Below are 22101 nucleotides of genomic sequence, written 5' to 3'. Positions count from 1 at the left end.
ACCGCGCCGTGCCCAGAAGAATCGATCCCGACGCGGCGGCCGCGATCATGCGTGCCGCCGGCCTCGAACCCCTGGAGCCCTATCCCGGGTCGAACTCGGCCTGGAAGTGCCGCTGTCTGAAGAGCGACCACACGGTCGCGCCCACCCTCGGCTCGGTGCGTTCCGGCCTCACCTCCGGGTGCCGCCGGTGCGGCCGGGCCGCCGCCGACGAGCGACGACTGGCCGCCGGTCGGGAACGGGCCGAGGCGGACATGCGCAGGGCGGGGTACGAGCCCCTGGACCCCTATCCGGGCGCGGGGGCACGATGGCGATGCCGCCACCTGGCCTGCGGGCGGGTCGTCCACCCACGACTGTTCACGATACGTACGGGCGGCGGCTGTCAGGTCTGTGCCGGGCGCGCACCGGTGGATCCGGTGATCGCCGAGGCGGACATGCGCGCGATCGACATGCGGCCGCTGGAACCCTATCCGGGCCGGGTGCGCGACCCGTGGAAGTGCCGGTGTCTGAGGTGCGGCCACATCGGAGCGCCGACCCTCAACAACATTCGCGGCGGGCAGGGCGGTTGCCGGAACTGTGCGAGGCGCGCCCGGTAGGCCGGCGTCGGGGGGGCGGCGCGACGGCCGGGCCGCATGGCTCCGGTCACGCCTGGCGTGCCTGCCCCGGCTCGCTTCGCGCGGAACCCGCCCGCGGCTCGCTTCGCGCGGAACCCACCGCGGCTCGCTTCGCGCGGAACCCACCGCGGCTCATCTCGCGCGGAGCGCCTCCAGCATCCGTGCCAGCGCCTGCCGCGTGTCCGTGAGGTCGGCGGATTCCTCCGACGCGGCCAGCCACAGCACCGCCTCGTTCATGGCGCCCGAGAGCAGATGCATCAGCGGCGCGACCGGCTGTGCGGGGATGGCGCCCTCGTGAATGAGGAGGGTGAGCGCCTCGGTCAGGTGGCGGCCCGAGGTGGCCTCGTTCATGGCCCGCCACTCCCTCCACCCGAGCACGGCCGGCCCGTCGACCAACATGATGCGCTGGAGCGCGGGGTCGGTGGAGGCGCTGATGAACGCCTGGCAGCCGAAAGCCAGTTGATCCCAGGCTTCCTCATGGGCATCCGCCGTCGCCGCGATGTGCGCGGCGACCTCCTGCTGTACCTGCTCCAACACGGCCCGGAACAGGTCGGCCTTGCTGTCGAAGTGGTGGTACAGCGCTCCCTTGGTCACGCCGGCGGCCCGGACGATCTCCGACAGACCCACGGAGGCATAACCCAAGGCGGAGAAGAGGCGTCGGCTCTCCCGCAGCAAGGTGTGCCGCGTCTGCTCCCGCTGCTGCGCCCGAACCCCGTTCGTCATCGTCACGACCCCCGTCTTCGGCCATTCGAAGCCACGTGCACACGGTACTTCGCCGCCGCGGGCGCGAGCGACCGGCGTGCGCCCTTGACCCTGTCCGCTCCGCGGGCACGCCCCGGGGCCGTCGGCGGGGCGGCTCGGTGGATCCGCCCCGCGCGCCGCGGGGCGGCCGAAAGTTGACACCCTCGACGTCCGCGAATTAGGTTCAGCATGCTTCATTACATGAACTATCAACCCTCTCAAGCATCCTCAGCTTCGGGCAGCACCACCCGAGGAAAGGCGCGGGGCATGAACCCAGCCCAGCACACGGCAGCCGTCGCCACGGAGAGCGCCGCGCTCGTCGCCACGGTCGCGGCGGCCGACCTCTCCACCCCGGTACCGACCTGCCCCGACTGGACTCTCGAGGACCTCACACGGCACGTCGGAAGCGTGCACCGCTGGTTCACCGAGCTGCTGCGCCGGCGCGTCCAGCAGCCGCCGGCCCGCCGTGAGGTGGACCTGCGCCTGCCCGAGCACCCCGACGCCCTCCCGGACTGGCTGGCCGCGAGCGCGGCGGAGGCCGCCGAGGTGTTCGCCGCCACCGACCCGGACGCACCGATGTGGGCCTGGGGAGTCGACCAGCACGCCCGGTTCTGGGTCCGCCGCATGCTCTTCGAGACCCTCGTCCACCGGGTCGACGCCGAACTCGCACTCGGCCTCTCACCGCACGTCGACCGCGCACTGGCAGTCGACGGCATCGACGAGTTCCTCACCAACCTGCCGTACGCCGCCCCCTTCGCACCACTGACGGCCCGATTGCGCGCCTCTGGCCGGACCATTCGCTTCAGCAGTACGGACGGTGACGGTGACGGTGACTGGCTGGTCGGCCTGCGCCCGGACGGCTTCGCCCTCCTCGCCGACCACGCCGAGCCCCGCACGGCGGACGCCACGGTCCGGGGATCCGCCGCCGATCTCCTGCTGCTCCTCTACGGGCGCCTGGACCATCGAAGCAACGCCTTCCACCTGCTCGGCGACGCCGACCTGCTCGCTCACTGGTTCGCCCACTCGGCCTTCTGAGATCAGGGCTCGGACCCCCGCGCGCCCCAGGCCTTCACCCGAACGCCGCCGCCGCGATCCCGCGCCACATCGCTCCGGCCGCGGACGCGCGGATCACCTCCTGGCCCGGCGGCGGGCCAGGAGCAGGCCGAGCACGATGCCCACGAGCAGCGTCACCGTGAGTACGCCCCAGAGGGGAATCGTGACCGTGGGGATCCACATCCTGACGGTGACGGACCCGGTGTTGGCCGCGATGAACCAGATCGCCAGGGCGGCCAGGACGATGAAGCCGAGGGTACGCAACCGCAGGTCCCGGCCCTTGACGGTCAGCGTGGACGGCTCGTGCGGCGTGCCGGCTTTCCGTGTCATGGCTCCAGTATCGGCCTGTATGTCCCATTGATCGACCGGACGCCGACGAGCGCGGGGCGGCGCGAACATCCGCCTGGCCCTATCGTGGGGATCACCTGGGGTGACCGGTGCTGAGGCGGGCTGGGCATGACGGATCCGGAGATCGACTACGCGGCGGTGTTCCAGACACTGCCCGGCATGGTGGCGCTGCTGGGCCCCGACCTGGTGTTCCTGGACGCGAACGAGGAGTTCCTGCGTACCGCCGGTCGCACCCGCGAGCAGGTGGTCGGCTGGTACCTGTTCGACGCGTTCCCCGACAACCCCAACGACCCCGGCGCCAGCGGCGTCCGCAACCTGCACGCCTCGCTCCGGCGGGTCCTTGCCACCGGTGAGCGCGACACGATGGCCCTGCAACGCTACGACGTGGAGTCCGCGGAGCGGCCCGGCGAGTGGCAGGAGCGCTACTGGAGCCCGGTCAACGCCCCGGTCCTCGGCTCCGACGGCCGGGTCGTCCTGATCGTGCACCGAGTGGCGGAGGTCACCGAGCTGATCGTGGCCCGGGGCGCCCCCGACGGCAGCCGGACCCGGGTCCTGGAAGCCGAGCTCTACACCCGCGCCCGCGAACTGCAGGAGGTCAACGATCGCCTGCGCCAGGCCCACAACCGGGAACGCGAGGTCGCCCTCGCCCTCCAGGAGGCGATGCTGCCCGCCCCCGGGGACATCGGCCACCACCGCGCCGCCGTCCGCTACCGGCCCGCCGTCGGGGCCCTCAACGTCTGCGGCGACTGGTACGACCTCGTGGACCTGCCCGGAGACCGCATCGCGGTGGCCGTCGGTGACGTCGTCGGCCACGGCCTGCACGCCGCCGGCGTCATGGGCCTGCTCCGCAGCGCCCTCAGCGCCGCCTCCCTCGTCGCCGACGGGCCCGCCCAGGCCCTGGAGGTCCTCGGGCTGTACGCCCGCTCCGTCCAGGGCGCCGAGAACACCACCGCCGTCGAGACCTACATCGACTGGGAGACCCACACCCTCGCCTACAGCAGTGCCGGGCACCTGCCGCCCGCCCTGCTCCACCTCCGCGGCGACGTCGAGTTCCTCGACCAGGCCACCGACCCCCCTCTCGGCGCCCGCCCGGAACACGTGCGACGTCCCCAGGCCGCCACCGGCTTCACCGAGGGCGACACCCTCGTCCTCTACACCGACGGACTCGTCGAACGCCGTCGTGAGGACATCGACGTCGGCCTCGCCCGCCTCACCCGGGCCCTCACCCGTCACCGGGGAAGCGACTCCGAAGCCCTCGCCGACGCCATCCTCCTCGACCTCCTGCCGCCCGGGGGCTCCACCGACGACACCGCCCTCCTCGTCGTCCGGCTCTGACCGCCGCACTGTCGAACAGCGGCGACGAGCCGCCCGGGATCCGAGGTCACGGCGCGGTCCCCATCGCGCGGCGCGGTCCCTACCAGGTGACGGGCAGCGACCGGAGGCCGCTGAAGAACTCCTTGGACCGCCACCGCAGTTCCCCCTCCGGCACGGCCGGCCGCAGACCCGGCAGGCGCGCCGTCACCCGCTCCAGGGCCGTCTGGAGTTCGAGGCGGGCCAGGTGGGCGCCCAGGCAGTAGTGGATCCCGTGGCCGAAGCTGATGTGCGGGGCGCCCGGTCGGTCGAGGACGATGCGGTCCGGGGACGGAAAGACGGCGGGGTCGTGATTCGCGGCAGCCTGGGAGACGACGACCGGCTCACCGGCACGGACCAGGACGCCGCCCAGTTCCACGTCCTCGCCGGCGTAGCGGGGCAGGGTGAGGCCGTTGAGCAGGGGGACGAGACGCAGGAGTTCCTCGACGGCGCGGGGGATCAGATCGGGCCGCTCGCGGACGGCCGCCAGCACGTCCGGGCCGCCGGCTCCGGCCTCCCCCGGGAGCAGCAGGACCGCGAAGAAGTTCGCGATCTGGTTCGTGGTGGTGACGAAGCCGCCGATGAGGATCTCGTTCAGCAGCCCCGTCAGTTCGTCCGTCGTCAGGACCCCGTCGTCGGCGGCCCGGGCCAGGACGCTGATCAGGTCGTCCGCGGGGGCACGGCGGCGTGTCTCGACCCAGTCGTCCATGCGGGCGAAGAATTCCTTGGCGTGCCGCTGTACGTCGTCGGGGGTCACACTGCCGGAACACACGGTGTCCGCCCAGGTGCGCACGCCCGGCCGGTCCTCCTCCGGTACCCCCGCGAGTTCGCAGATCAGGGTCATCGGCAGCGGGAAGGCGAGGTCCTCCACGAGGTCGGCGGGCGGGCCGGCCGCCACCATCCGGTCGAGCAGTCCGTCCACGACCCCGCGGACATGGTCGCGGAGCGGTTCGATGCGCCGGGCGGTGAACTCCTTGGCCAACAGCGCGCGCAACCGGGTGTGGCGTGGGGCGTCGAGGGCGATGAGGCCCCCGCCGGCCCGGGGCATGGGGCCGATGCGGGGCTGGTCGCGACGTACCGCCTCCGCGAGACTGAACCGGGGGTCCGACAGGACGGCACGCACGTCCTCGTAGCTGGTGGCGAGCCAGGCGTCGTCCCCGTACGGCAGTCGTACGCGGACGGGTGGCCGGTCGCGCAGCCGCCGGTATCCGTCGGGCAGGCCGAGCCCTTCGCTGGTCCAGAACGGGTACGCGAGGGGCTCGGGGGAGGTGCCCGGGGCGGGGAGGAAACGCGGGGGCGGGGGCACGGTCACGGAGTGCCTTTCTCAGCGGTGAGGGCCGACGGGGACGTCGACGTGGGTCGGCAGGGGCGCGCTGGTGTCGACGGAGGCGGTGAAGCCGATGCCGTCGTCCCGGCAGATGAACTGCATGACCTGGCGTCCGGCGGCGGCCGCACGGATCAGGCCGCCGGTGGTCGCCCACACCCCGGAGAGGTAGAAGTTCTCCAGGCCGGGCAGGACGGGCCCGTTCTTCTTGACGAGTTCCTCCATCGCCTCGCCGCTCTCCACGAAGGGCTGCCAACCGAGGAAGGTGCCCTCGAAGCTGCCGGTGTAGCGGATCTGGGTCAGGGGAGTACACGTGTCGTGCACCACGACGGAGTCCCTCAGCCCCGGATGGAGCTCGTCGAGGAAGTCGACGACGGCGTCCCTCGTCCGTCGCTTCGCGAGGGCGTAGGCCTTGCCGCGCCGGACCGGGAGGGTGTGGAGCTCCGTTCCCCTGCGGGCGCGGCTGAGCCGCTCCGGACCTTCGGCCAGCTCGCGCCAGGGCGCGGTGTCCGAGAAGTAGGTGGCGTAGATGACGCTGGTGTCCCGGGGCGACAGCTCGGGATAGAAACGGCTGCGGAACTGGACGTTGAGGCTGGGGTGCCGGATGCCGGTCAGCCGGGACGCCGTCGCCTCGTCCAGCAGGTGCGTGGTGGTGGGGTCGGCGTCCGGGAACGGGCGGCGCAGGCCGAGGAAGACGCTGGTGTAGCCGGGGAAGACCATGCCGGGCCGGTGCAGGGTCTCCCGGTACAGGGTGGCGTACTCGCCCTCCAGGTACCGGCCGTCGAGCAGGTCGAGGAGGGTCGTGGGGCCGTCGCAGGCCGAGACGACGATGTCGGCGTAGTGCTCCTGTCCGTCGGAGAGGCGCACGCCGACGGCCCGGTCGTCCTTGACCAGGATCTCCTCGACCATGGCGTTGTAGGTGATCTCGCCGCCGAGCCTCAGGTAGCGCTCCTCGATGGAGCGCGCCAGGCCCAACGAGCCGCCTTCGGGCACCCCGGCCGAACGGTGGGCCTGCGCGGCCATCTGGAAGTAGAACGGCAGGACGGGGAAGCCCGGGTGCTTCTCGTACAGGATGTAGTTGAAGGCGTCCCTCAGCAGCGGATCCTTGAAGCGGGTCGAGTACTCCGACATCAGCACGGACATCGACGTGCGGAAGAGGTTGAAGTAGGGGAGGAAACCGGCGAGCATCCGCCAGCGCTCCCGGCGGCTCATCAGCGCCACCGGTTTGAGGAAGGGGTACGTCGGCAGGCAGGCGATGAACTTGCGCAGACCGGAGCAGAAGGACCGGATGGCGCGGGCATCGGGCGGGGACAGGGACAGCAGGTGGCCTTCCAGCCGGTCGGGGTCGCAGTAGAAGTAGACCGTGCGGCCGTCCCTGCCCCGCACGGTGTTGAACACGTCGAAGTGGCGCATCTCCTTTCCCTGGAGGGCTCCCAGTTCGAGCCAGATCTGGTGCATCTCGTTGCCCGGGCCGTTGCCGAGCAGCCAACTGACGCAGGCGTCGAAGGTGAACTCGCCGCGCCCCCAACCGGTGCAGCAGCCCCCCGGGATCTCGTGCATCTCGAAGATCCGGGTGCGATAGCCGTTCATCCGGCCGTACGCGCCGGTGGAGAGACCGCCCAGACCCCCACCGATGATGATCATGCTCTTTCTGCGTGTCGTGGTCGTGGTCACCCGACCGTCACCTCACCCTGCGGGATTCGAGTTGGGGCAGCCGGCCGAGCCGGTCCGGATGCCAGGGGACCGTGCCGCCGCTCTCCCATGCGCGGAAGTCGATGCCGAGTTCCCTGCACAGGTACTGGGTGACGAACCGGCCGCTCGCGGCGGCGCGGATCAGGCTGCCGCCGCCGAACCACTGGCCCGCCATGGAGAAGCCGTCCAGGCCGGGCAGGCGCATCCGGTCCTTGTTGATGAGCCCCGTGATCACGTCGTCGGCCGGAGTGAAGGACTTCCAGCCGAGGATGCTGCCGCCCCGTACGCCGGTGTACCGCTCCGTGGTCGTCGGGGACGCCACGTCCACGACCTCGATGGCGTCGCCGATCCCCGGGTGGTGCCGTTCCAGGAAGCCGCGCACGAAGTCGGCCACCTCCTGCTTTCGGGCCCAGTACGCCTTGCGGTCGGAGGTCCGCAGCCGCTTCCAGGACTCGTAGTCGCTGAAGTAGGTGCAGTGGACGACGGACTTGCCCGGCGGGGCGAATCCGTCCGAGTAGCGCGAGCGCATCTGTACGACGAGGCTCTTCTGGAGGACGCCGGGCAGTGCCGCGCTGTCCTCGTCGGACAGCAGGTAGGTGGTGCTGTGCCGGGCGTCCGGGTCCAGTTCGCCGTCGAGCCCGACGAAGACCGACACCACGCCCGGATAGAGCATGTCCGGGCGGCTCGTCATCTCGGTGAACAGCCTGTCGATCCTCGGGCTCGAATAGCGACCGCCGAGCAGCCCCTCGATGGTCGTGACGCCGTCACAGGCCGAGACGACGTGATCGGCGAAGTGCCGCTCCCCGCCGCGTAGTTCCACCCCGATCGCGCGGTCGTTCTCCACCAGGACGCGCTCCACCCGGGCGCGGTAGTCGACGCGCCCGCCGAGCGCCGTGTAACGCTCCTCCACCGACCGGGCCAGACCCAGGGAACCGCCCTGCGGGAAACCGGCGTTGAGGTGGAAGGCGCTGGCCATGTTGAACAAGTACGGCAGCAGCGGGAACACTTCGTGGTCCTGGAAGAAGATGAACGGGAACGCCCGGCGCAACAGCGGATCCTCGAACCGGTCGCAGAACTTCTCCATGCGGGTCACCGCGGTGCGCCAGAGCAGTGCGAAGGACGGCAGGACGGCCCGCAGGGTGGCCAGCCTCTCGCCCGCGGACTGGAGCGGGGGCGGCGTCAGGAAGGGGTAGAGGTTGATGCGGGTGAAGCGCCGCAGGTCCCGGCAGAACGCGCGGATCGGACGGGCGTCGCGCGGGGAGAGCTCCAGGAGGTGCGCTTCGAGACGGTCGGGGTCGTTGTAGAAGGTGACCGAGCGGCCGCTCTCGTCGGTGACGGTGTTGAACATCTCGAAGTTGGCGATGGACTTGCCGTCGAGCGCGCCGAGTTCCCGCCACACCCGGCTGGCGTCGTTGCCGCGTCCCGTGCCGGTCAGCCACTCGATGCAGTAGTCGAAGACGTAGTCCTTGCGCGACCAGGCCGTACAGCAGCCGCCGGGCAGGACGTGCCGCTCGAAGATCCGGGTCTCGGCTCCGCTCATCTGCGCGTAGCAGCCGGTGGAGAGGCCGCCGATGCCCGCGCCGATGACGATCACCCGAGGCGCCTCTCCCGGCGCGCGGTCGCCTCCCGGGGCCCACGGGCCCCGGGCCTCCCACACGGGCCTGTCGTCACGCGCCATCGGGTTCCCTCTCCGTGGTGCCGTTCTCCGGGGAAGCGGGCCGCTTCCGGGGGGTGGTCGGGGTGTCGTCGGCGAGCGCGGAGCGCACCAGGGCCGCGTTGCGTTCGGCCGGCTTCTCGTCGAGCATCTCCGCGTGCAGGCCCGCGCCGCGGACCAGCCGGCTGAGGGTGGTGGAGGCGGTGTGCCAGCTGCCGAGCTGTCCGGCCGCGTAGAACGCCGCCTTCGCCTCGTCGGAGATCACGGTGACCGTCGCGTCGACCGCCCCGTGGTTCGGGGTGCGTCCGCAGTACTCCAGGTAGTCCCTGGCCTGTTCGAGGGTCTGCGCGGTGACGGTCTCGGAGTGGGTGTGGCGACGCAGGTGGTCCCGCAGTTCGCGCTCGAACGCCTCGGTGTGCTCGGCGGAGATGCCGTACTCCTCCTCGATGCGGTACGAGTCCACGATCACGACGTGCGCCACCTCGCGCCCCCGCTGTTCGAGCCGCTTGGCGACCTCGAAGGCGAGGTTGCCGCCCAGGGAGTAGCCGACGAGGCGGCAGGGCCCCTCGGGCTGCAGCGCCTCCACGAGGTCGGCGTAGCGGACGCTCTTGTCGCCGTCGACGTGGTTGAAGGCGATCAGCTCGTGCGACCGCAGGTGAGTGGCGAGGTGGCGGTAGACGAGGCCGTGACCGCCGGCCGGCGGGAAGCAGAAGACGAGGGGCCCCTCGCCCGTGTTGAAGGACAGGTGGGAGAGGCTCCCGGAGATCCGCCCGGTGACGATGTCCTCCACCGTGCGGGACATGCCGTGCAGGGTGGTCACCTTGAACAGCAGGCCGACCGGGATCGCGATGCCGAACTCCTTCTGGAGGCGGTGGATCAGCTCGATGAGGGTGATGGAGCTGCCGCCGGAATCGAAGAAGTCACTGCGCAGGCCGACGCGTTCGAGACCGATCACCGCCCTCCAGTGGGCCGCCACGCGCTCCTCGTAGAGCGTGACGGGCGGTTCGTGCTCCTCCTGCGCGACCCGGACCCGGGGTGCGGGCAGCGCCTCCGGATCCACCTTCCCGTTCGGCGTGAGGGGCAGGGCGTCCAGTGCCTCCAGATGGGCCGGGATGAGGTACGTGGGCAGATGCGCGGCGAGGTGGCGGCGCAGGGTGCGCGGGTCGGGATCGGCGCCGGCGGCGCGGACCACATAGGCGCAGAGCACCGGCTCGCCGCCGCGATCGGCGCGGACCACGGCGCAGGCCTCGGAGACCTCGGGAAGAGCCGTCAGCAGGGACTCGATCTCCCCCGGCTCGATGCGGTGGCCGCGCAACTTGATCTGGGCGTCGACACGGCCGAGCAGGTGGACGCGGCCCCGGGCGTCCCTGCGCGCCAGGTCCCCGGTGCGGTAGAGACGCTCGGGGACGGCGTCGGGGCCCCGGTCCAGCGTGAGGGTGACGAAGCGGCCGGCGGTCTGCTCCGGATCGCCGACGTAGCCCAGGGCCAGACCGGCCCCGCCGGCCCACAGCTCGCCGGTGACGCCGGCCGGTACGGGCTGCCGACGGGAGTCGAGGACGTGCAGCACGCAGTTGGGCAGCGGGGTGCCGATCGGGACCGTGCTGTTCGGGTCGAGGTCGTCGGTGGGGCCCTCGAAGCAGGAGCTGTCGACGGTGGCCTCGGTCAGGCCGTAGGAGTTGACGACCCGGGTGTCCGGGCCACAGAGGCCGCGCAGCCGCTCGTACTCCGCGACCTTCCACGTGTCGGAGCCGACGATCATCAGCCGCATGAAGTCCAGCCGATGACCGCCCTCCTCGCAGTGGGTCATCAGCGCGCGAACGACGGCGGGCACGAACTCGGCGCGGTCGACTCGCTCCGCGACCATCGCCTCGTGCAGCCGCGCCGTGTTGAGGAGCAGCTCGCGATCGGCGAGGACGAGCCGGCCGCCCCGGCACAGGGCACGGACCAGGTCGCCGGTGAAGACGTCGAAGGACACCCCGGCCATCTGCAGGTGGACGCCCGGGGCGGTCCCCAGCCCGTACTCCTCGCACCAGGCGGCGCTCAGGGCCGCGAGGGCGCCGTGGGACACCTCCACGGCCTTGGGCCGGCCCGTCGATCCGGAGGTGTGGACGACGTACGCCGGCGTGTCCGCGTCGACGGGCGCGTCGTCGGCGGGGTGGTCGGCTCCGAGGGCCAGGCCTTCGGGGTCCCGCGACATGACGTCGGTGAGGAACTCGGCGCCGGGTACGTCCAGCCGCTCGGCGCCCGCCGGATCGGTGAGGATCAGCCGCGCGGCCGCGTTGCCCGCCATGAAGGCGAGCCGTTCCGCGGGATGGTCGGGATCGAGGGGCAGGTAGGCGGCCCCGGCGCGCAGTACGGCCAGCAGCGCGACGATCAGCTCGGGCGACTTCGGCAGGCACACCGCGACGACCCCGCCGCCCGCCCCCCGGGCCCGCAGGCGTCCGGCCAGGACCCCGGAGGCCCGCTCCAACGCCCCGTAGGTCATGTGGCGCGCGGCCCCGCTCGGACCCGCGGCGGGGACCGTCACCGCGACCGCGTCCGGGGTGCGGGCGGCCACCCGCGCGAACAGACGGTGCACCGGTGGTTCCGGGGCCAGGACGGGCCCCCTCGTGGCCGGGCCGTGCAGGATCTCCTTCCGTTCGAGCCGGCCGAGCATGTCGAGTTCCGCCACGGGACGCTCGCCCGGGGCGCGGGTCAGGGCGTCGAGGAGATTGCGGTAGTGACCGGCCAGCCGGCGGGCGGTCTCGGGCCGGAACAGGTCGGTGTTGTACTTCAGGACACAGTGGAAGCGACGCTCGACCTCGTCCTCGTAAGCCGACAGCGTCAGGTCGAACTGACCTTCCTCCTCCGGCAGTTCGATGTAGTCGAGGTGGTAGCCGTACTGCTGCGAGGACACCTTGTGGGCGAGCAGGATGAACATCGCCTGGAAGACCGCCGAGCGGCCGGGGTCGTGCTGGAGGCCCAGCTTCTCGACCAACAGGACGAAGGGGTAGTCCTGGTGGTCGATCCCCCCGAGCACCGTCCTGCGGACCTGGGCCAGCAGGTCGGCGACGGTCGGATCACCACCCAGGTTCACGTACAGCGGCAGGGGGTTGACGAAGTAGCCGTACACGGACGACAAGTCCTCGTCCGTGCGCCCGGTCACCGGGCTGCCGACGACGACGTCGTCCTGACCGGAATGGCGGTGCAGCAGCAGGTGGTAGGCGCCCAGCAACACCATGAAGACGGTCACGTCGTGCTCGCGGGCCAGGGCGTGGACCCGGGCGCTGAGGTCCTCGTCGAGCACGAAGAACTCGGAGGCCCCGTTGTGGGTCTGCACGGGGGGCCGTGGCGCGTCGGTGTGGAGCGTGAGGGGCGGGACCTCGGCGGGCAGCGCGCCGCGCCAGTAGTCCAGCATCCGGTCGGCTTCGGGCGAGGCCAGGAACCGGTTCTGCCGGTTGAGGAAGTCGACGTACCGGCCCCGGACGGGCGGCAGGTCGACGACCCGGCCCGTGCGCATCCCTTCGTAGAGGGCGAGCAGTTCCTCGATGAAGGTGAAGGTGGAGATCGCGTCGGAGACGATGTGGTGGACCGCCTTCATCAGCACCCAGCGGTCCGGACCGCGCCGGAACAGCCGGAAGCGCATCAGACGGTCGTGCGCGAGATCGTACGGCCTGCGGTACTCCCCGACGATCAGCTCGCGGATCTCGTCCCAGTCCATGCCCTCGACGTCGAAGACCTCCGTGTCCGGCTCGACGGAGTCGGAGACGATCTGGAGCGGCCGGCCTTCCTCCATGACGAAGTTGGCCCGCAGCACCGGATGGCGGGCCACCAGTGCACGGACGGCGGCGGTCATCAGCTCGGGATCGATCTCCGTGCGGACCTCCACGGCGCCGCCGATGTTGTACGCGAAGCCGTCCGGATGGAGCTGCTTCAGGAACCACAGGGCCTTCTGGTTCTGGGTCAGGGGATGGCGGGAGGGGTCCTCGTGGACCTCCACCGCCGCCGAGGCGTCAGGAACCTCCGCCCGCGCGGCGAGTTCCCCGGTGGCCTCGTGGAGATGAGCCGTCAGTTCGCGCAGCGGGGCCCCGCTGAGGAGCGCCACGACCGGCAGCGCGACCCCCGTCGCCGCCTGGATCCTGGCCCGCAGCTCCATGGCGAGGAGCGAGTCGATGCCGTGCGCGGTGAGGCCGGCGTCCGGGTCGAGCTGATCGACGCTCATCCGCAGCACGGCCGACGCACAGCCGAGGAAGCGGTCCGCGACGAGCCGGGCGCGCTCCTCCTCGTCGACGGCGGCACGGAACCGGTCCAGGTAGTCGACCTGTTCGTCCGGCGCCCCGCCACCCGCGGCGGACAGGCCGGGGGCCGCGGCCTTCGCGGCCTCGGCGGCGAGACCCCTGACCAGCGGGGGCGGCGACGGATACCAGGCGAGGAACGTCTTCCAGTCGACGACGGTGGCGATCAGGAGCTGGGCGCGGTCCTGGCCGAGCACCCGCTCCAGGACGGCCATGCCCGCCGACGGCGAGAGCGAACTCATGCCCCGGACGGCACGGTAGTGCTCGACCAGGCTCAGCTCCTCGATCATGCCCGTCGCCCAGGGCCCCCAGTCCAGGCTGAGCGCGGGCAACCCCCGGGACCTGCGGTGGTGGGCCAACGCGTCGAGGAAGGCATTGCCCGCGGCGTAGTTCGACTGGCCCGCGGTGGTGAGCAGGGACGCCACCGAGGCGAAGAGGACGAAGTGGTCGAGCGGCTCGTCGCGCAGATGGTGGTGCAGGAGCCAGGCGCCCGCGACCTTCGGGTCGACGACGCGGTCGTACGCGTCCCGGTCCACGGCCCGGACCGGGGTGTCGCGCACGTGCCCGGCGAGGTGGAAGACGCCCCGCACCGGGGGAGCGTCCCGGTCCCGGTGTTCGGCCAGCCACCGCGTCAGGGCGTGCTCGTCGGAGATGTCGAGCGCGGCATGGACCGGGTGGGCGCCGAGTGCCTCCAACTCCTTGACGAAACGCACCGCGGAGCTCGCCGGCGAGCCCGGGTCGAGGGCGCGCCACGTGGCGCGGTCGGGGAGTTCCGTGCGGCCGACGAGGATCAGGTGCCGGGCACCCCGATGGACGAGGTAGCGGCACAGCAGCCTGCCCAACGCCCCGAACGCACCGGTGACGAGGTACGCGCCGTCCGGGCGCAGTCGGGGCGGGAAGGGGTGCGTGAGGCCCTCGGGGCGGGCGAGGCCGCTGACGAGGCGGCGGCCGTCGCGCAGGGCGACCTCGTCCTGCGGCAGGTCCGGGGTGGGCGGGGCGAGGATCTCGCGCAGCAGCGCCTCGGCGTCGGCCCGTACTCCGTCGGCCCGTACTCCGTCGGCCCGTACTCCGTCGGCCCGTACTCCGTCGTCCCGCACTTCGTCGGTCTGCGCCCCGTCGGCTGTCGCGGACCGCGGGACGGACTCGTCCGGGGTGCCCGCCGAGGGCAGCGGCAGGTCGATCAGCTTGCCGCGGTGCGCGGTCAGCTCCTGGTGGCGCAGCACACGGCCGATGCCCCAGACGGGCGCACCGAGGGGTTCCACCGGCTCACCGGCGACGGCCGCCTGGGCGCCCCGGGTGACCAGGTGCAGGGCGGCCGGTGCGGCCGACTGCCCCGGGTCGTCCAGAAGGGCCTGGGCCAGGGCGACCACGGAGTAGCCGCCCAGCGTGCTGTGCGCGTCGAGTCGTCCGCGATCACTGTCGTCCAAGGCGGGCAGATCCAGGTTCCACAGGTGGACGACGGTGTCGAGGGCCGGACCGTGGGCGGCGGTGAGGTCGGCGAGCAGTCTGCGGAGGTCGTCGGCGCTGCCCGGGACCACCCGCGAGTCCCGTCCGGCCGGGTCGAAGGAGTAGCCGTCGCCCGGACGTACCAGGTGGCAGTGCGAGCCGCCGGCGACGGCGAGGCCGGCGAGGTGGTCCGCCACCCCGCCGGGCCCGTCCGCCAACAGCAGCCACGTGCCGCGGGCCGGCGGGCTCGGGTCCGCGGCCGATGCTGTGTCCGCGCCGGGGTCGCCGGACGCCGGAGGTGCCTGCGTCCAGGTGAGTTCGGCGAGCCATCCGTCGATGGTGGGAACGCCCACCGTGGCCGACACCTGCTCCACGTCGGCGGCGCGGAAGCCGCGGACGTGCCCGAGCGGTTCGCCGTCCTCGGCGTAGAGGGCGATGTCCCCGACGAGCTCGTCCCGCCCCCGCCGTGTGACGGTGGCGTGCGCCCACAGCGGCCGGTCGCCGACCCGGGTCGTGCGCACCGCGTCGATGGTCAGCGGCAGGAGCATCCCGTCCCCGGACTCCGTCCCCGCGGACGGGAGTCCGGCCACGAGGAGGGTCTGGAAACAGGCGTCGAGCAGAACCGGGTGCACATGGTGGGCGGCGCCGTCGACACACGCGGGTGGCCGGATCAGGGCGAGGGCCTCGCCCGGTGTCCGCCAGACCTCCGCGATGCCCCGGAACGCGGGGCCGTAGTCGTACCCGAGGGCGCTCAACGTGTCGTAGCACGCGGTGGAGTCCAGGCGCAGGTCCGCCCGGGCCCGGACCGCCTCCCCGTCCAGCGGGGCGGTGCGAGCGGCCGGGACGCCGCCACGCACCACGCCACGCGCGTGAACGGCGGGGACCTCGCCACCGGTCGCCACGGTGAAGACCGAGGTCTGCGCGGAGAGCGACAACTGGACGGCGCGGGGCGCGTCGTCGGGCAGGAAGAGGGCCTTGCGCAGTTCGATGTCCCCCAACTCGGCGTCCGTGCCCCCGGTCAGGGCGCGCAGCGCCTGGTACGCCATCTCGACGTATCCGGCCGCGGGGAACAACGTCTTCCCCTGGATGCGGTGATCGGCGAGGTACGGCGTGCCCTCCACGTCGAGTGCCACCTCCCAGGCGGGCTCCGCGGTGGCCAGCCGCCGACCCAGCAGCGGATGGTCGACCCGGCCCAGCCTGACCTGCGCCACGGGCGCCGGCTCGGTCCAGTACCGGTCCCGCTTCCATGGATAGCGGGGCAGCGGGACCCGCCGCCCGCGCGGGTGGAGGGCCTCCCAGTCGACGGCACAGCCGAGGGCGTACAGCGCGGCCAGGGAGGTGGTGAAGCGCAGGGCCTCGCCCTCGGCACGGCGGATCGAGGGCAGGGTGGTCACGCTCTGGTGCGGCCCCCCGGTCACGGTCACGGGCGTGGCCGTGGACGCGGTCGCGGAAGTGAACGCGGTCGCGGGGTCGCTCCCACGGGCGGCGAAGCACTCCTTGATGGAATGCCCGAGCACCGGGTGGGGCCCGATCTCCAGAAAGGCGCGGTGCCCGTCGTCGAGCATGGCGTCGACGGCGGAGCGGAACCGGACGGTGTCACGGACGTTGTTCCACCAGTAGCCCGCGTCGAGTTCGGGCCCCTTCGCGCGCCCCTCCCGGCCGGTCAGGTAGAGGGGCAGCCGCGCGGGACGCGGTTCGATCCCGGCGAGCTCCGACAGCAGCTCGGCCCTGATCTCCTCCATCACGGCGCTGTGGTACGGGACCTGTACGTCCAGGAACCTGGCGAACACCCCGTCCGCACGGAGCGCTTCCGCGTACTCGGTGAGGGCCGCGTGCTCCCCGGCGAGGGTCAGTGCCCCGGGGCTGTTCACGGCGGCGACGGACAGACGGTCCCCGAAGGGCGCCGCTCGCCGTGACGCCTCGTCCTCGGACAGACCGACGGCGAGCATGGTGCCCGTGTTCGCGAGCCGGTGCTGCAAGCGGCTGCGGTGCAGGACGATCCGTACGGCGTCCCGCAGGCTGTAGACCCCGGCCTCGTGGAAAGCGGCGACTTCGCCGGTGCTGTGGCCGACCACCGCGCCGGGGTGAACCCCGTGGGCGTGCCAGAGGGCGGCGATGCCGACCTGGACGGCGAAGTTGGCGGGCTGGGCGAGCCAGGTCTGCGCCATCCGGGACACGTCCTCGGCGGCGTTCAGTTCGGCGGTCAGCGACCAGCCGGCCTGTGCGACGATCTCCCGATCCACGGCCTCGACGGCCTCCCGGTAGACGGGCGAGGTCTCGAACAGCTCGCGCCCCATGGCCCACCACTGCGGCCCCATGCCGGTGAAGACCCAGGCGGGCGAGGTCGGTTGCCCCTCACGATGCCTGCCGACCAGGACGCGGGGGTGCTCCTCGCCCCGGACGTACGCCGCCAGCGCCTCTTCCAGGTCGGGACGTGTCTCGTACACCACGGACAGTCGGGCGTCGTGATGCTGCCGGTGTCGGGCGAGGGAGCGGGCGAGGTCCGTGAGGGATACGGGAGCGTCCCCGGGGACCGCCGAGGGGGCGCCCGGAGCCGCCAGCTCCTCCCTGACGGCCTCGGCCAGCGCCGGCAGCACGGAGGCGTCGTGAGTGCTGAGCGGCAGTACGTGGAAAGGGAGTTCGGCGGCGGCCGAACGCTGCTCGGGGACGGGCGTCGGTGCGTCCTCGACGCCGGGTCGGGGTGCCGGGGGTGCCTCTTCGAGCAGTACGTGTGCGTTGGTGCCACCGAAGCCGAAGGAGTTGACGCCCGCGCGGGCCGGTCCCTCGTGAGGGGGCCAGGGAGTGACCCGGACCGGGATCTCGTAGGGCGCGGTGTCCAGGTCGATCGCCGGATTGATGCGTTCCAGATTGATGTGCGGAGGGATCAGCCGGTGTTCGAGACTGAGCGCGGTCTTGATGAGACCGGCGATCCCGGCGGCCGACTCGGTGTGCCCGATGTTCGTCTTGACGGAACCGACGTAGCACGCGGCGCCCGGCTCGCGTCCCACGGCGAGGGCCCTCGCCAGCGCGTTCGCCTCGACCGGGTCGCCCACCGGCGTGGAGGTGCCGTGGGCCTCCACGTACTGGAGACTGCCCGGGGTGATCCCGGCCCGGGCGCAGACCTGCTCGATCAGCGCGGTCTGGGCGTCGGCGCTGGGGACGGTGATGCCGTTGGTTCGCCCGTCCTGGTTGACACCGGTCTCCGTGATCACCGCGTGGATCGGGTCGCCGTCCCGGACCGCGTCCGCGAGGAGCTTGAGGACCACGATCCCCACGCCCTCGGCCCGGACGTAGCCGTCGGCCCCGGCGTCGAAGGTCCGGGAGCGGCCTTCGGGCGAGAGGAAGCCGCCCTTGGTCTCGGCGATGGTGTACTGGGGTGTCAGATGCAGCAGCGTGCCGCCTGCCAGGGCCAGCGAACTCTCGCCGCGCCGCAGGCTCTCGCACGCGAGGTGCACGGCCACGAGCGAGGAACTGCAGGCCGAGTCGATGGACAGGCTCGGGCCCCGGAAGTCGAAGCAGTGCGAGAGCCGGTTCGAGACCATCGTCATCATCGTGCCGGTCGCCGTGTGGGCTTCGAGGGTGTCGAACCGCAGGTCGGAGAACTGAAGGATCTTGTAGTCCAGGGTGAACGCCCCGACGAACACCCCCACGTTCCGCCCGGCCAGCTCGCCCGGCCTCTGCCCGCCGTCCTCCAGGGCCTCCCAGGCGACCTCCAGGAGCTTGCGCTGCTGGGGGTCCATCGCGTGCGCCTCGCGAGGGCTGATGCCGAAGAACGCCGGGTCGAACTCGTCGAAGCCGTCGATGTAGCCGCCGCGTCCGCCCACGAGCCGCCCGGGCTTCGCCTTGTCCCTGCTGCCCAGACCGACCGCGTCGTACCGGTCGGCCGGTGTCGGCGTGATGCAGTCCTTCCCTTCGACCAGATTGCGCCAGAAGGATCGGTGGTCGTTCGCTCCGCCGGGCAGGCGGCAGCCGATGCCGATGAGGGCGATCTTCTCGGGGGGCGCGGCGGGAGTGGGTGGCGGGGACGTACGGGCTTGTGCAGACATGAGCGTTCCTTGAGTCGCGAAAACGGGCGCACGAAGGGAGCGGCGCGCGCCGCACGGACGTGAGCAGGCAGGAAACAGACGTGAGCGGGTGGGAAACAGACGTGAGCAGGCAGGAAACAGGCGTGAGCGGGTGGGAAGCGGAGGGGAGCGGTGGAGCGGAGCGTGCGGAGACGTGCGGGGAGCGGAGACCGGTCACCCGGCGGAGCGGCGCCAGGGGTGGGCGAGCGTGGTGAGAATGCGAGCGGTGGCCGGGAAGGCGCGGGGATCGGGCAGTCCGACCGCCGCCGGCTCACGGCCGGGACGCCAGGTGAAGGTGCCGAAGAGCCTGTCCCACACGGACAGGTCGGAGCCGTAGTGACCGGCCTCGGCCAGGTCGGTGCTGTGGTGCAGTCGGTGCTGCTCGGGGCCGACCAGGACATGGTTGAAGGGGCCGAGTCGCACCCGGATGTTGGCGTGGACGAAGTACCCCTGTGCCACGACGAAGAGCCCCACCCCGAAGACCGCGCGCTCGGAGAACCCCACCAGCGCGAGGGCCAGTTGGACGAACCCCTGCGAGATGACCACGTCGGCCACGTGGTTCACACCGTTGTTGGCGACGTTGACCTTGCCCGGCACATGGTGCACGCCGTGCAGCCGCCACAACCACGCGTAGGTGTGCCCGGCCCGGTGCACCCCGTAGCTCGCGAGGGAGCCGAGCAGGAGGGCCGGCGGGATCTCGGCCCACAGGGGAAGCAACGGGTACGAGGTCGCCACCGCGCCGACGGCCAGGAGCACCAGATTCTGCCCGAGTGCCCCTCCGATGGCGGTGAGGACGTAGTACACGCCGTAGTACCCCCACTCCCGTCGGTCCGGCCGCCACGAGGGGTTGTAGGGGATCAGGAACTCCAACACCACGAGAAGGCCGAGAACCGCGAACTGGAAGAGGAAGGTGGCCATGCCCGGTTCCCATCCGCGCCACTCGGTGAGGGCGAAGACGCCGACGGCGGCGAGCAGCAGGACTGGCTGGGCGGCCACCGCCAGTACATCGCGCGCCGTTGACCGGGGCATGGCACTCCCTCATCGAGGTGGTGACGGGATGGGTCGAGAGATCACTCCCGACATGACGAAGGCCGAGGAGGCAATCACAGTATGTAGCTTCAAAACTACACACTGCAACCACTTCTTCCCCGGCGCGCGGTGTCGCGAGCGCCGGTTCCGTGATCCGCGCACCCCCGGGGGCTCGCAACCGGATCTCTCTTCAACCCCGCATATTTCACGCCGCGTTGACGTAGGTGTCAGATGAATCGATTCGGCATTTCCGGTGCGGTCCCGCCGCCCGTCATCCGTCACCTGCCACCACACCCACGCACCTCGGGCATCACGCTGCGCAGCGCCTCGCGCGCGCCTCCCGATCGACACCGGACGCGCCGGCGGCGTCCGGGCGGCGAACCGCGAGCCGTCCCGCAGCCGGTCGATTGACGTTCGTCGTCACGGCCGCCCGGTAATGTGAGGTACACGGTCGGCGGGTACTCAGTCGGCCGGACGGGTCGGACAGACCGGAAGGGGGCGAAGTGCGCGCGGCGCGGACCTTGGCGACGCTGGACGAGGTCGAGCTCGGTGACCATGTCTGCTGGTTCATGCAGCCTTCCGCGACGTTGCTCTCGGACGCCCGGGCCTATGTGGCCGACGGAGCCCTGTACGGCGACAAGGTCCTGGTCATCGGCCCCACCGACATCCCGCGCACCGCGAAGCCCCTGCCTTCCGCCGCGGTGATCCTCGATTTCCCGAGCACGGCGGATTCCGAGTCGATCCTGGCCGCGGTCCGTCGTGAGGTCCGTACCGCCACGAACCAGGGATTCCGCTCGGTGCGCGTCCTCACCGAGCGCCTGCCCGTGTCGGCGCCCGACGGCGCCGAGGAGCTGCTGGCGCAGGAACTGCGACTCGACGAGTTCGCCGCGGAGAGCGGCGCCATCGTGGTCTGCGCCTTCAGGCCATCGTTGTGGGACGCGTCCGCGTTGGAGCGGGTGGCATGCGTGCATCCGCACGAGAGGGGCACGCGCGCACAACGTCCGACCTTCCGGATGTTCAGTACGGGCGCCGACGGGTGGAGCGTGGACGGAGTGATCGACTCGGATTGCGCGGCAACGTTCAACGCCGCGGTGCGGGCCGCTGTACGGAACAGGCCGAAGATCAGGCTTCGCTTCGACGCGCTCGAAATGATCGACGCCGCCGGGATGCACGCGCTCGTGGACGCCGCCCGCCACCTTCCGGACCGCCGTATCCTCGTGGAAGGCGCCAACGAGACCGTGCGTCTGTGCTGGGAACTCGCGGGCTACGCGGCCCCCGGAGTGCCGGTGGTGATGGCCGCATGAGCACGACCCACCCCCCGAAGCCGTCCGACCACGACGGCGACCCGTTCCACCACGAGCTGTACCCCTATCGCGGAGACGCGCAGTTCCTGACCGGGACGCTGGGCTTCATCCACGAGGCGCTCGAGGGCGGTGAGGCGGTGGTCGTCGCCGTCCCCTCGGACAAGGCGTCACTCCTGCGCGGTGAACTCGCCGACGAGCCCGCCGTCACCTTCGTGGACACCACGACCGCCGGACCGAATCCCGGCCGGCTCGTCGCCGCCTGGACGGCCTGGATGAGGGAGCGGGGCGAGGGTGACCGGCCGGTGCGAGGCATCGGTGAGACCGCGTGGCGCCAGGCGCGCAACGCGGCCCACCTCTCGGAGCTGCGCCACCACGAATGGCTCCTGAACCGGGCCTTCGCGCGCAGCTCCACCTGGTCGATGCTGTGTCCCTACGATGCCGCGGACGAGGACGAGGAAGCCCTGCGATCCCTGTCCCGCTGTCACCCGCTGATCCGCCGGGACGGGCAGTACGTGCGCAACGACGGTTACCTCACCGGTGAGGAGTACCCCTTCGAGGTCCTGGCCGACCCGTGCGATCCGTTCCAGGAGCTGAGCTACGCGCACGGTGACCTGGCCGCGATCCGCTCGAAGGTGTCCCGGTGCGCGTCCGACGCGGGCGTCCCGCCGGACCGGCTGCCGAAGCTGGCCGTCGCCGTCACGGAGATCGCGACGAACAGCATCCGCCACGGCGGGGGCAACGGAACCCTGCGCACCTGGGCCCAGGACTCGACGTTCCTCTGCGAGTTCCGCGACTCCGGCTACATCCCCGACGTGATGGCCGGCCGCACCCGTCCCGAACCGGAACAGATCGGCGGCCGCGGCCTCTGGCTCGCCCAGCAACTGTGCGACCTCGTCGAGATCCGCTCCACCCGCGAACAGGGCACTACGGTCCGCCTCCACATGGACGTACCGCGCTAGTGCTGTGGCCGGGAAGGTTCACCGTGTCACGGCGCCCGGCACGGCACCTCGCCGCGTTGTCGGACCGCCCGAGTACGTCCAGTACAAGTGGCAATCCTCCGCCTTGCGATGCACCGCACCGGGCACCGCGACCCGGCAAACCATTCCGGTCACAGCACTAGCCTTCGTTCTCACCGCCGGACAGGCCGGTGATGCGCCCGCCTTCACGCACGTGATGGCCCGCCTGCGCGTCCCACGCCGCCGTGGGCGGCC

At 71.7% G+C, this 22101-nt stretch carries 12 protein-coding genes and 1 pseudogene; 6 read left to right on the top strand and 7 right to left on the bottom strand.

Annotated elements, in window-relative coordinates; genetic code table 11:
- Positions 1 to 8 precede the first annotated feature (8 nt).
- Positions 9 to 593 carry a hypothetical protein gene (locus ACFYW3_RS38080; protein ID WP_351759134.1) on the top strand — a complete coding sequence of 195 codons (585 nt, stop codon included), beginning with the start codon at positions 9 to 11 and terminating at the stop codon, positions 591 to 593.
- A gap of 150 nt (positions 594 to 743) precedes the next feature.
- Here the strand turns inward: ACFYW3_RS38080 and ACFYW3_RS38075 are convergent, their stop codons facing one another.
- Positions 744 to 1334 (bottom strand): helix-turn-helix domain-containing protein, encoded by a 591-nt coding sequence (locus ACFYW3_RS38075; RefSeq protein WP_351759169.1) that lies wholly within the window; start codon positions 1332 to 1334, stop codon positions 744 to 746.
- Positions 1335 to 1619: 285 nt separating this feature from the next.
- Between ACFYW3_RS38075 and ACFYW3_RS38070 the strand changes: the two genes are divergently transcribed.
- Positions 1620 to 2387, top strand: a complete 768-nt coding sequence (locus ACFYW3_RS38070) for a maleylpyruvate isomerase family mycothiol-dependent enzyme (protein ID WP_389388890.1) — start codon at positions 1620 to 1622, stop codon at positions 2385 to 2387.
- A gap of 93 nt (positions 2388 to 2480) precedes the next feature.
- Here ACFYW3_RS38070 and ACFYW3_RS38065 read toward each other — a convergent pair whose 3' ends face one another.
- On the bottom strand, positions 2481 to 2735 hold the full coding sequence (locus ACFYW3_RS38065) for a DUF1049 domain-containing protein (RefSeq protein WP_351759129.1): 255 nt from the start codon (positions 2733 to 2735) through the stop codon (positions 2481 to 2483).
- Between the two features lie 126 nt (positions 2736 to 2861).
- Between ACFYW3_RS38065 and ACFYW3_RS38060 the strand changes: the two genes are divergently transcribed.
- Complete coding sequence (locus ACFYW3_RS38060) at positions 2862 to 4088, top strand: SpoIIE family protein phosphatase (RefSeq protein WP_351759126.1); 1227 nt, start codon at positions 2862 to 2864, stop codon at positions 4086 to 4088.
- Positions 4089 to 4167: 79 nt separating this feature from the next.
- On the opposite strand, the gene ACFYW3_RS38055 is transcribed toward ACFYW3_RS38060, so the two are convergent.
- The 5 genes from ACFYW3_RS38055 to ACFYW3_RS38035 form a co-directional block, all read right to left on the bottom strand.
- Positions 4168 to 5415, bottom strand: coding sequence for a cytochrome P450 (locus tag ACFYW3_RS38055; RefSeq protein ID WP_351759123.1), 1248 nt, complete (start codon positions 5413 to 5415; stop codon positions 4168 to 4170).
- A gap of 12 nt (positions 5416 to 5427) precedes the next feature.
- Positions 5428 to 7071 carry a phytoene desaturase family protein gene (locus tag ACFYW3_RS38050; RefSeq protein ID WP_389388897.1) on the bottom strand — a complete coding sequence of 548 codons (1644 nt, stop codon included), beginning with the start codon at positions 7069 to 7071 and terminating at the stop codon, positions 5428 to 5430.
- A 37-nt stretch (positions 7072 to 7108) separates the two neighbouring features.
- A complete protein-coding gene (locus tag ACFYW3_RS38045; RefSeq protein WP_351759120.1) occupies positions 7109 to 8797 on the bottom strand; it encodes an NAD(P)/FAD-dependent oxidoreductase in 1689 nt (562 codons plus the stop codon).
- Positions 8787 to 18539 (bottom strand): amino acid adenylation domain-containing protein, encoded by a 9753-nt coding sequence (locus tag ACFYW3_RS38040; RefSeq protein WP_389388889.1) that lies wholly within the window; start codon positions 18537 to 18539, stop codon positions 8787 to 8789. The genes ACFYW3_RS38045 and ACFYW3_RS38040 overlap by 11 nt, the downstream gene beginning before the upstream one ends.
- A gap of 192 nt (positions 18540 to 18731) precedes the next feature.
- Complete coding sequence (locus tag ACFYW3_RS38035; RefSeq protein WP_351759115.1) at positions 18732 to 19586, bottom strand: sterol desaturase family protein; 855 nt, start codon at positions 19584 to 19586, stop codon at positions 18732 to 18734.
- Positions 19587 to 20089: 503 nt separating this feature from the next.
- Between ACFYW3_RS38035 and ACFYW3_RS38030 the strand changes: the two genes are divergently transcribed.
- From ACFYW3_RS38030 to ACFYW3_RS38020, 3 genes and pseudogenes are all read left to right on the top strand, one after another.
- Positions 20090 to 20890 (top strand): MEDS domain-containing protein, encoded by an 801-nt coding sequence (locus ACFYW3_RS38030; RefSeq protein WP_389388888.1) that lies wholly within the window; start codon positions 20090 to 20092, stop codon positions 20888 to 20890.
- Positions 20887 to 21849: a sensor histidine kinase gene (locus ACFYW3_RS38025; protein WP_351759109.1), complete on the top strand. Its 963-nt coding sequence runs from the start codon at positions 20887 to 20889 to the stop codon at positions 21847 to 21849. Before ACFYW3_RS38030 ends, ACFYW3_RS38025 begins: the two co-directional genes overlap by 4 nt.
- Before the next feature lie 157 nt (positions 21850 to 22006).
- A pseudogene (locus tag ACFYW3_RS38020) lies at positions 22007 to 22101 on the top strand (IS5/IS1182 family transposase); the annotation flags it as partial.

Source organism: Streptomyces sp. NPDC002602 (assembly GCF_042889445.1).
Lineage (GTDB): Bacteria > Actinomycetota > Actinomycetes > Streptomycetales > Streptomycetaceae > Streptomyces.
Note: the sequence above shows the minus strand (reverse complement) of the source record. Positions and strands in the feature narration are given on the sequence as shown.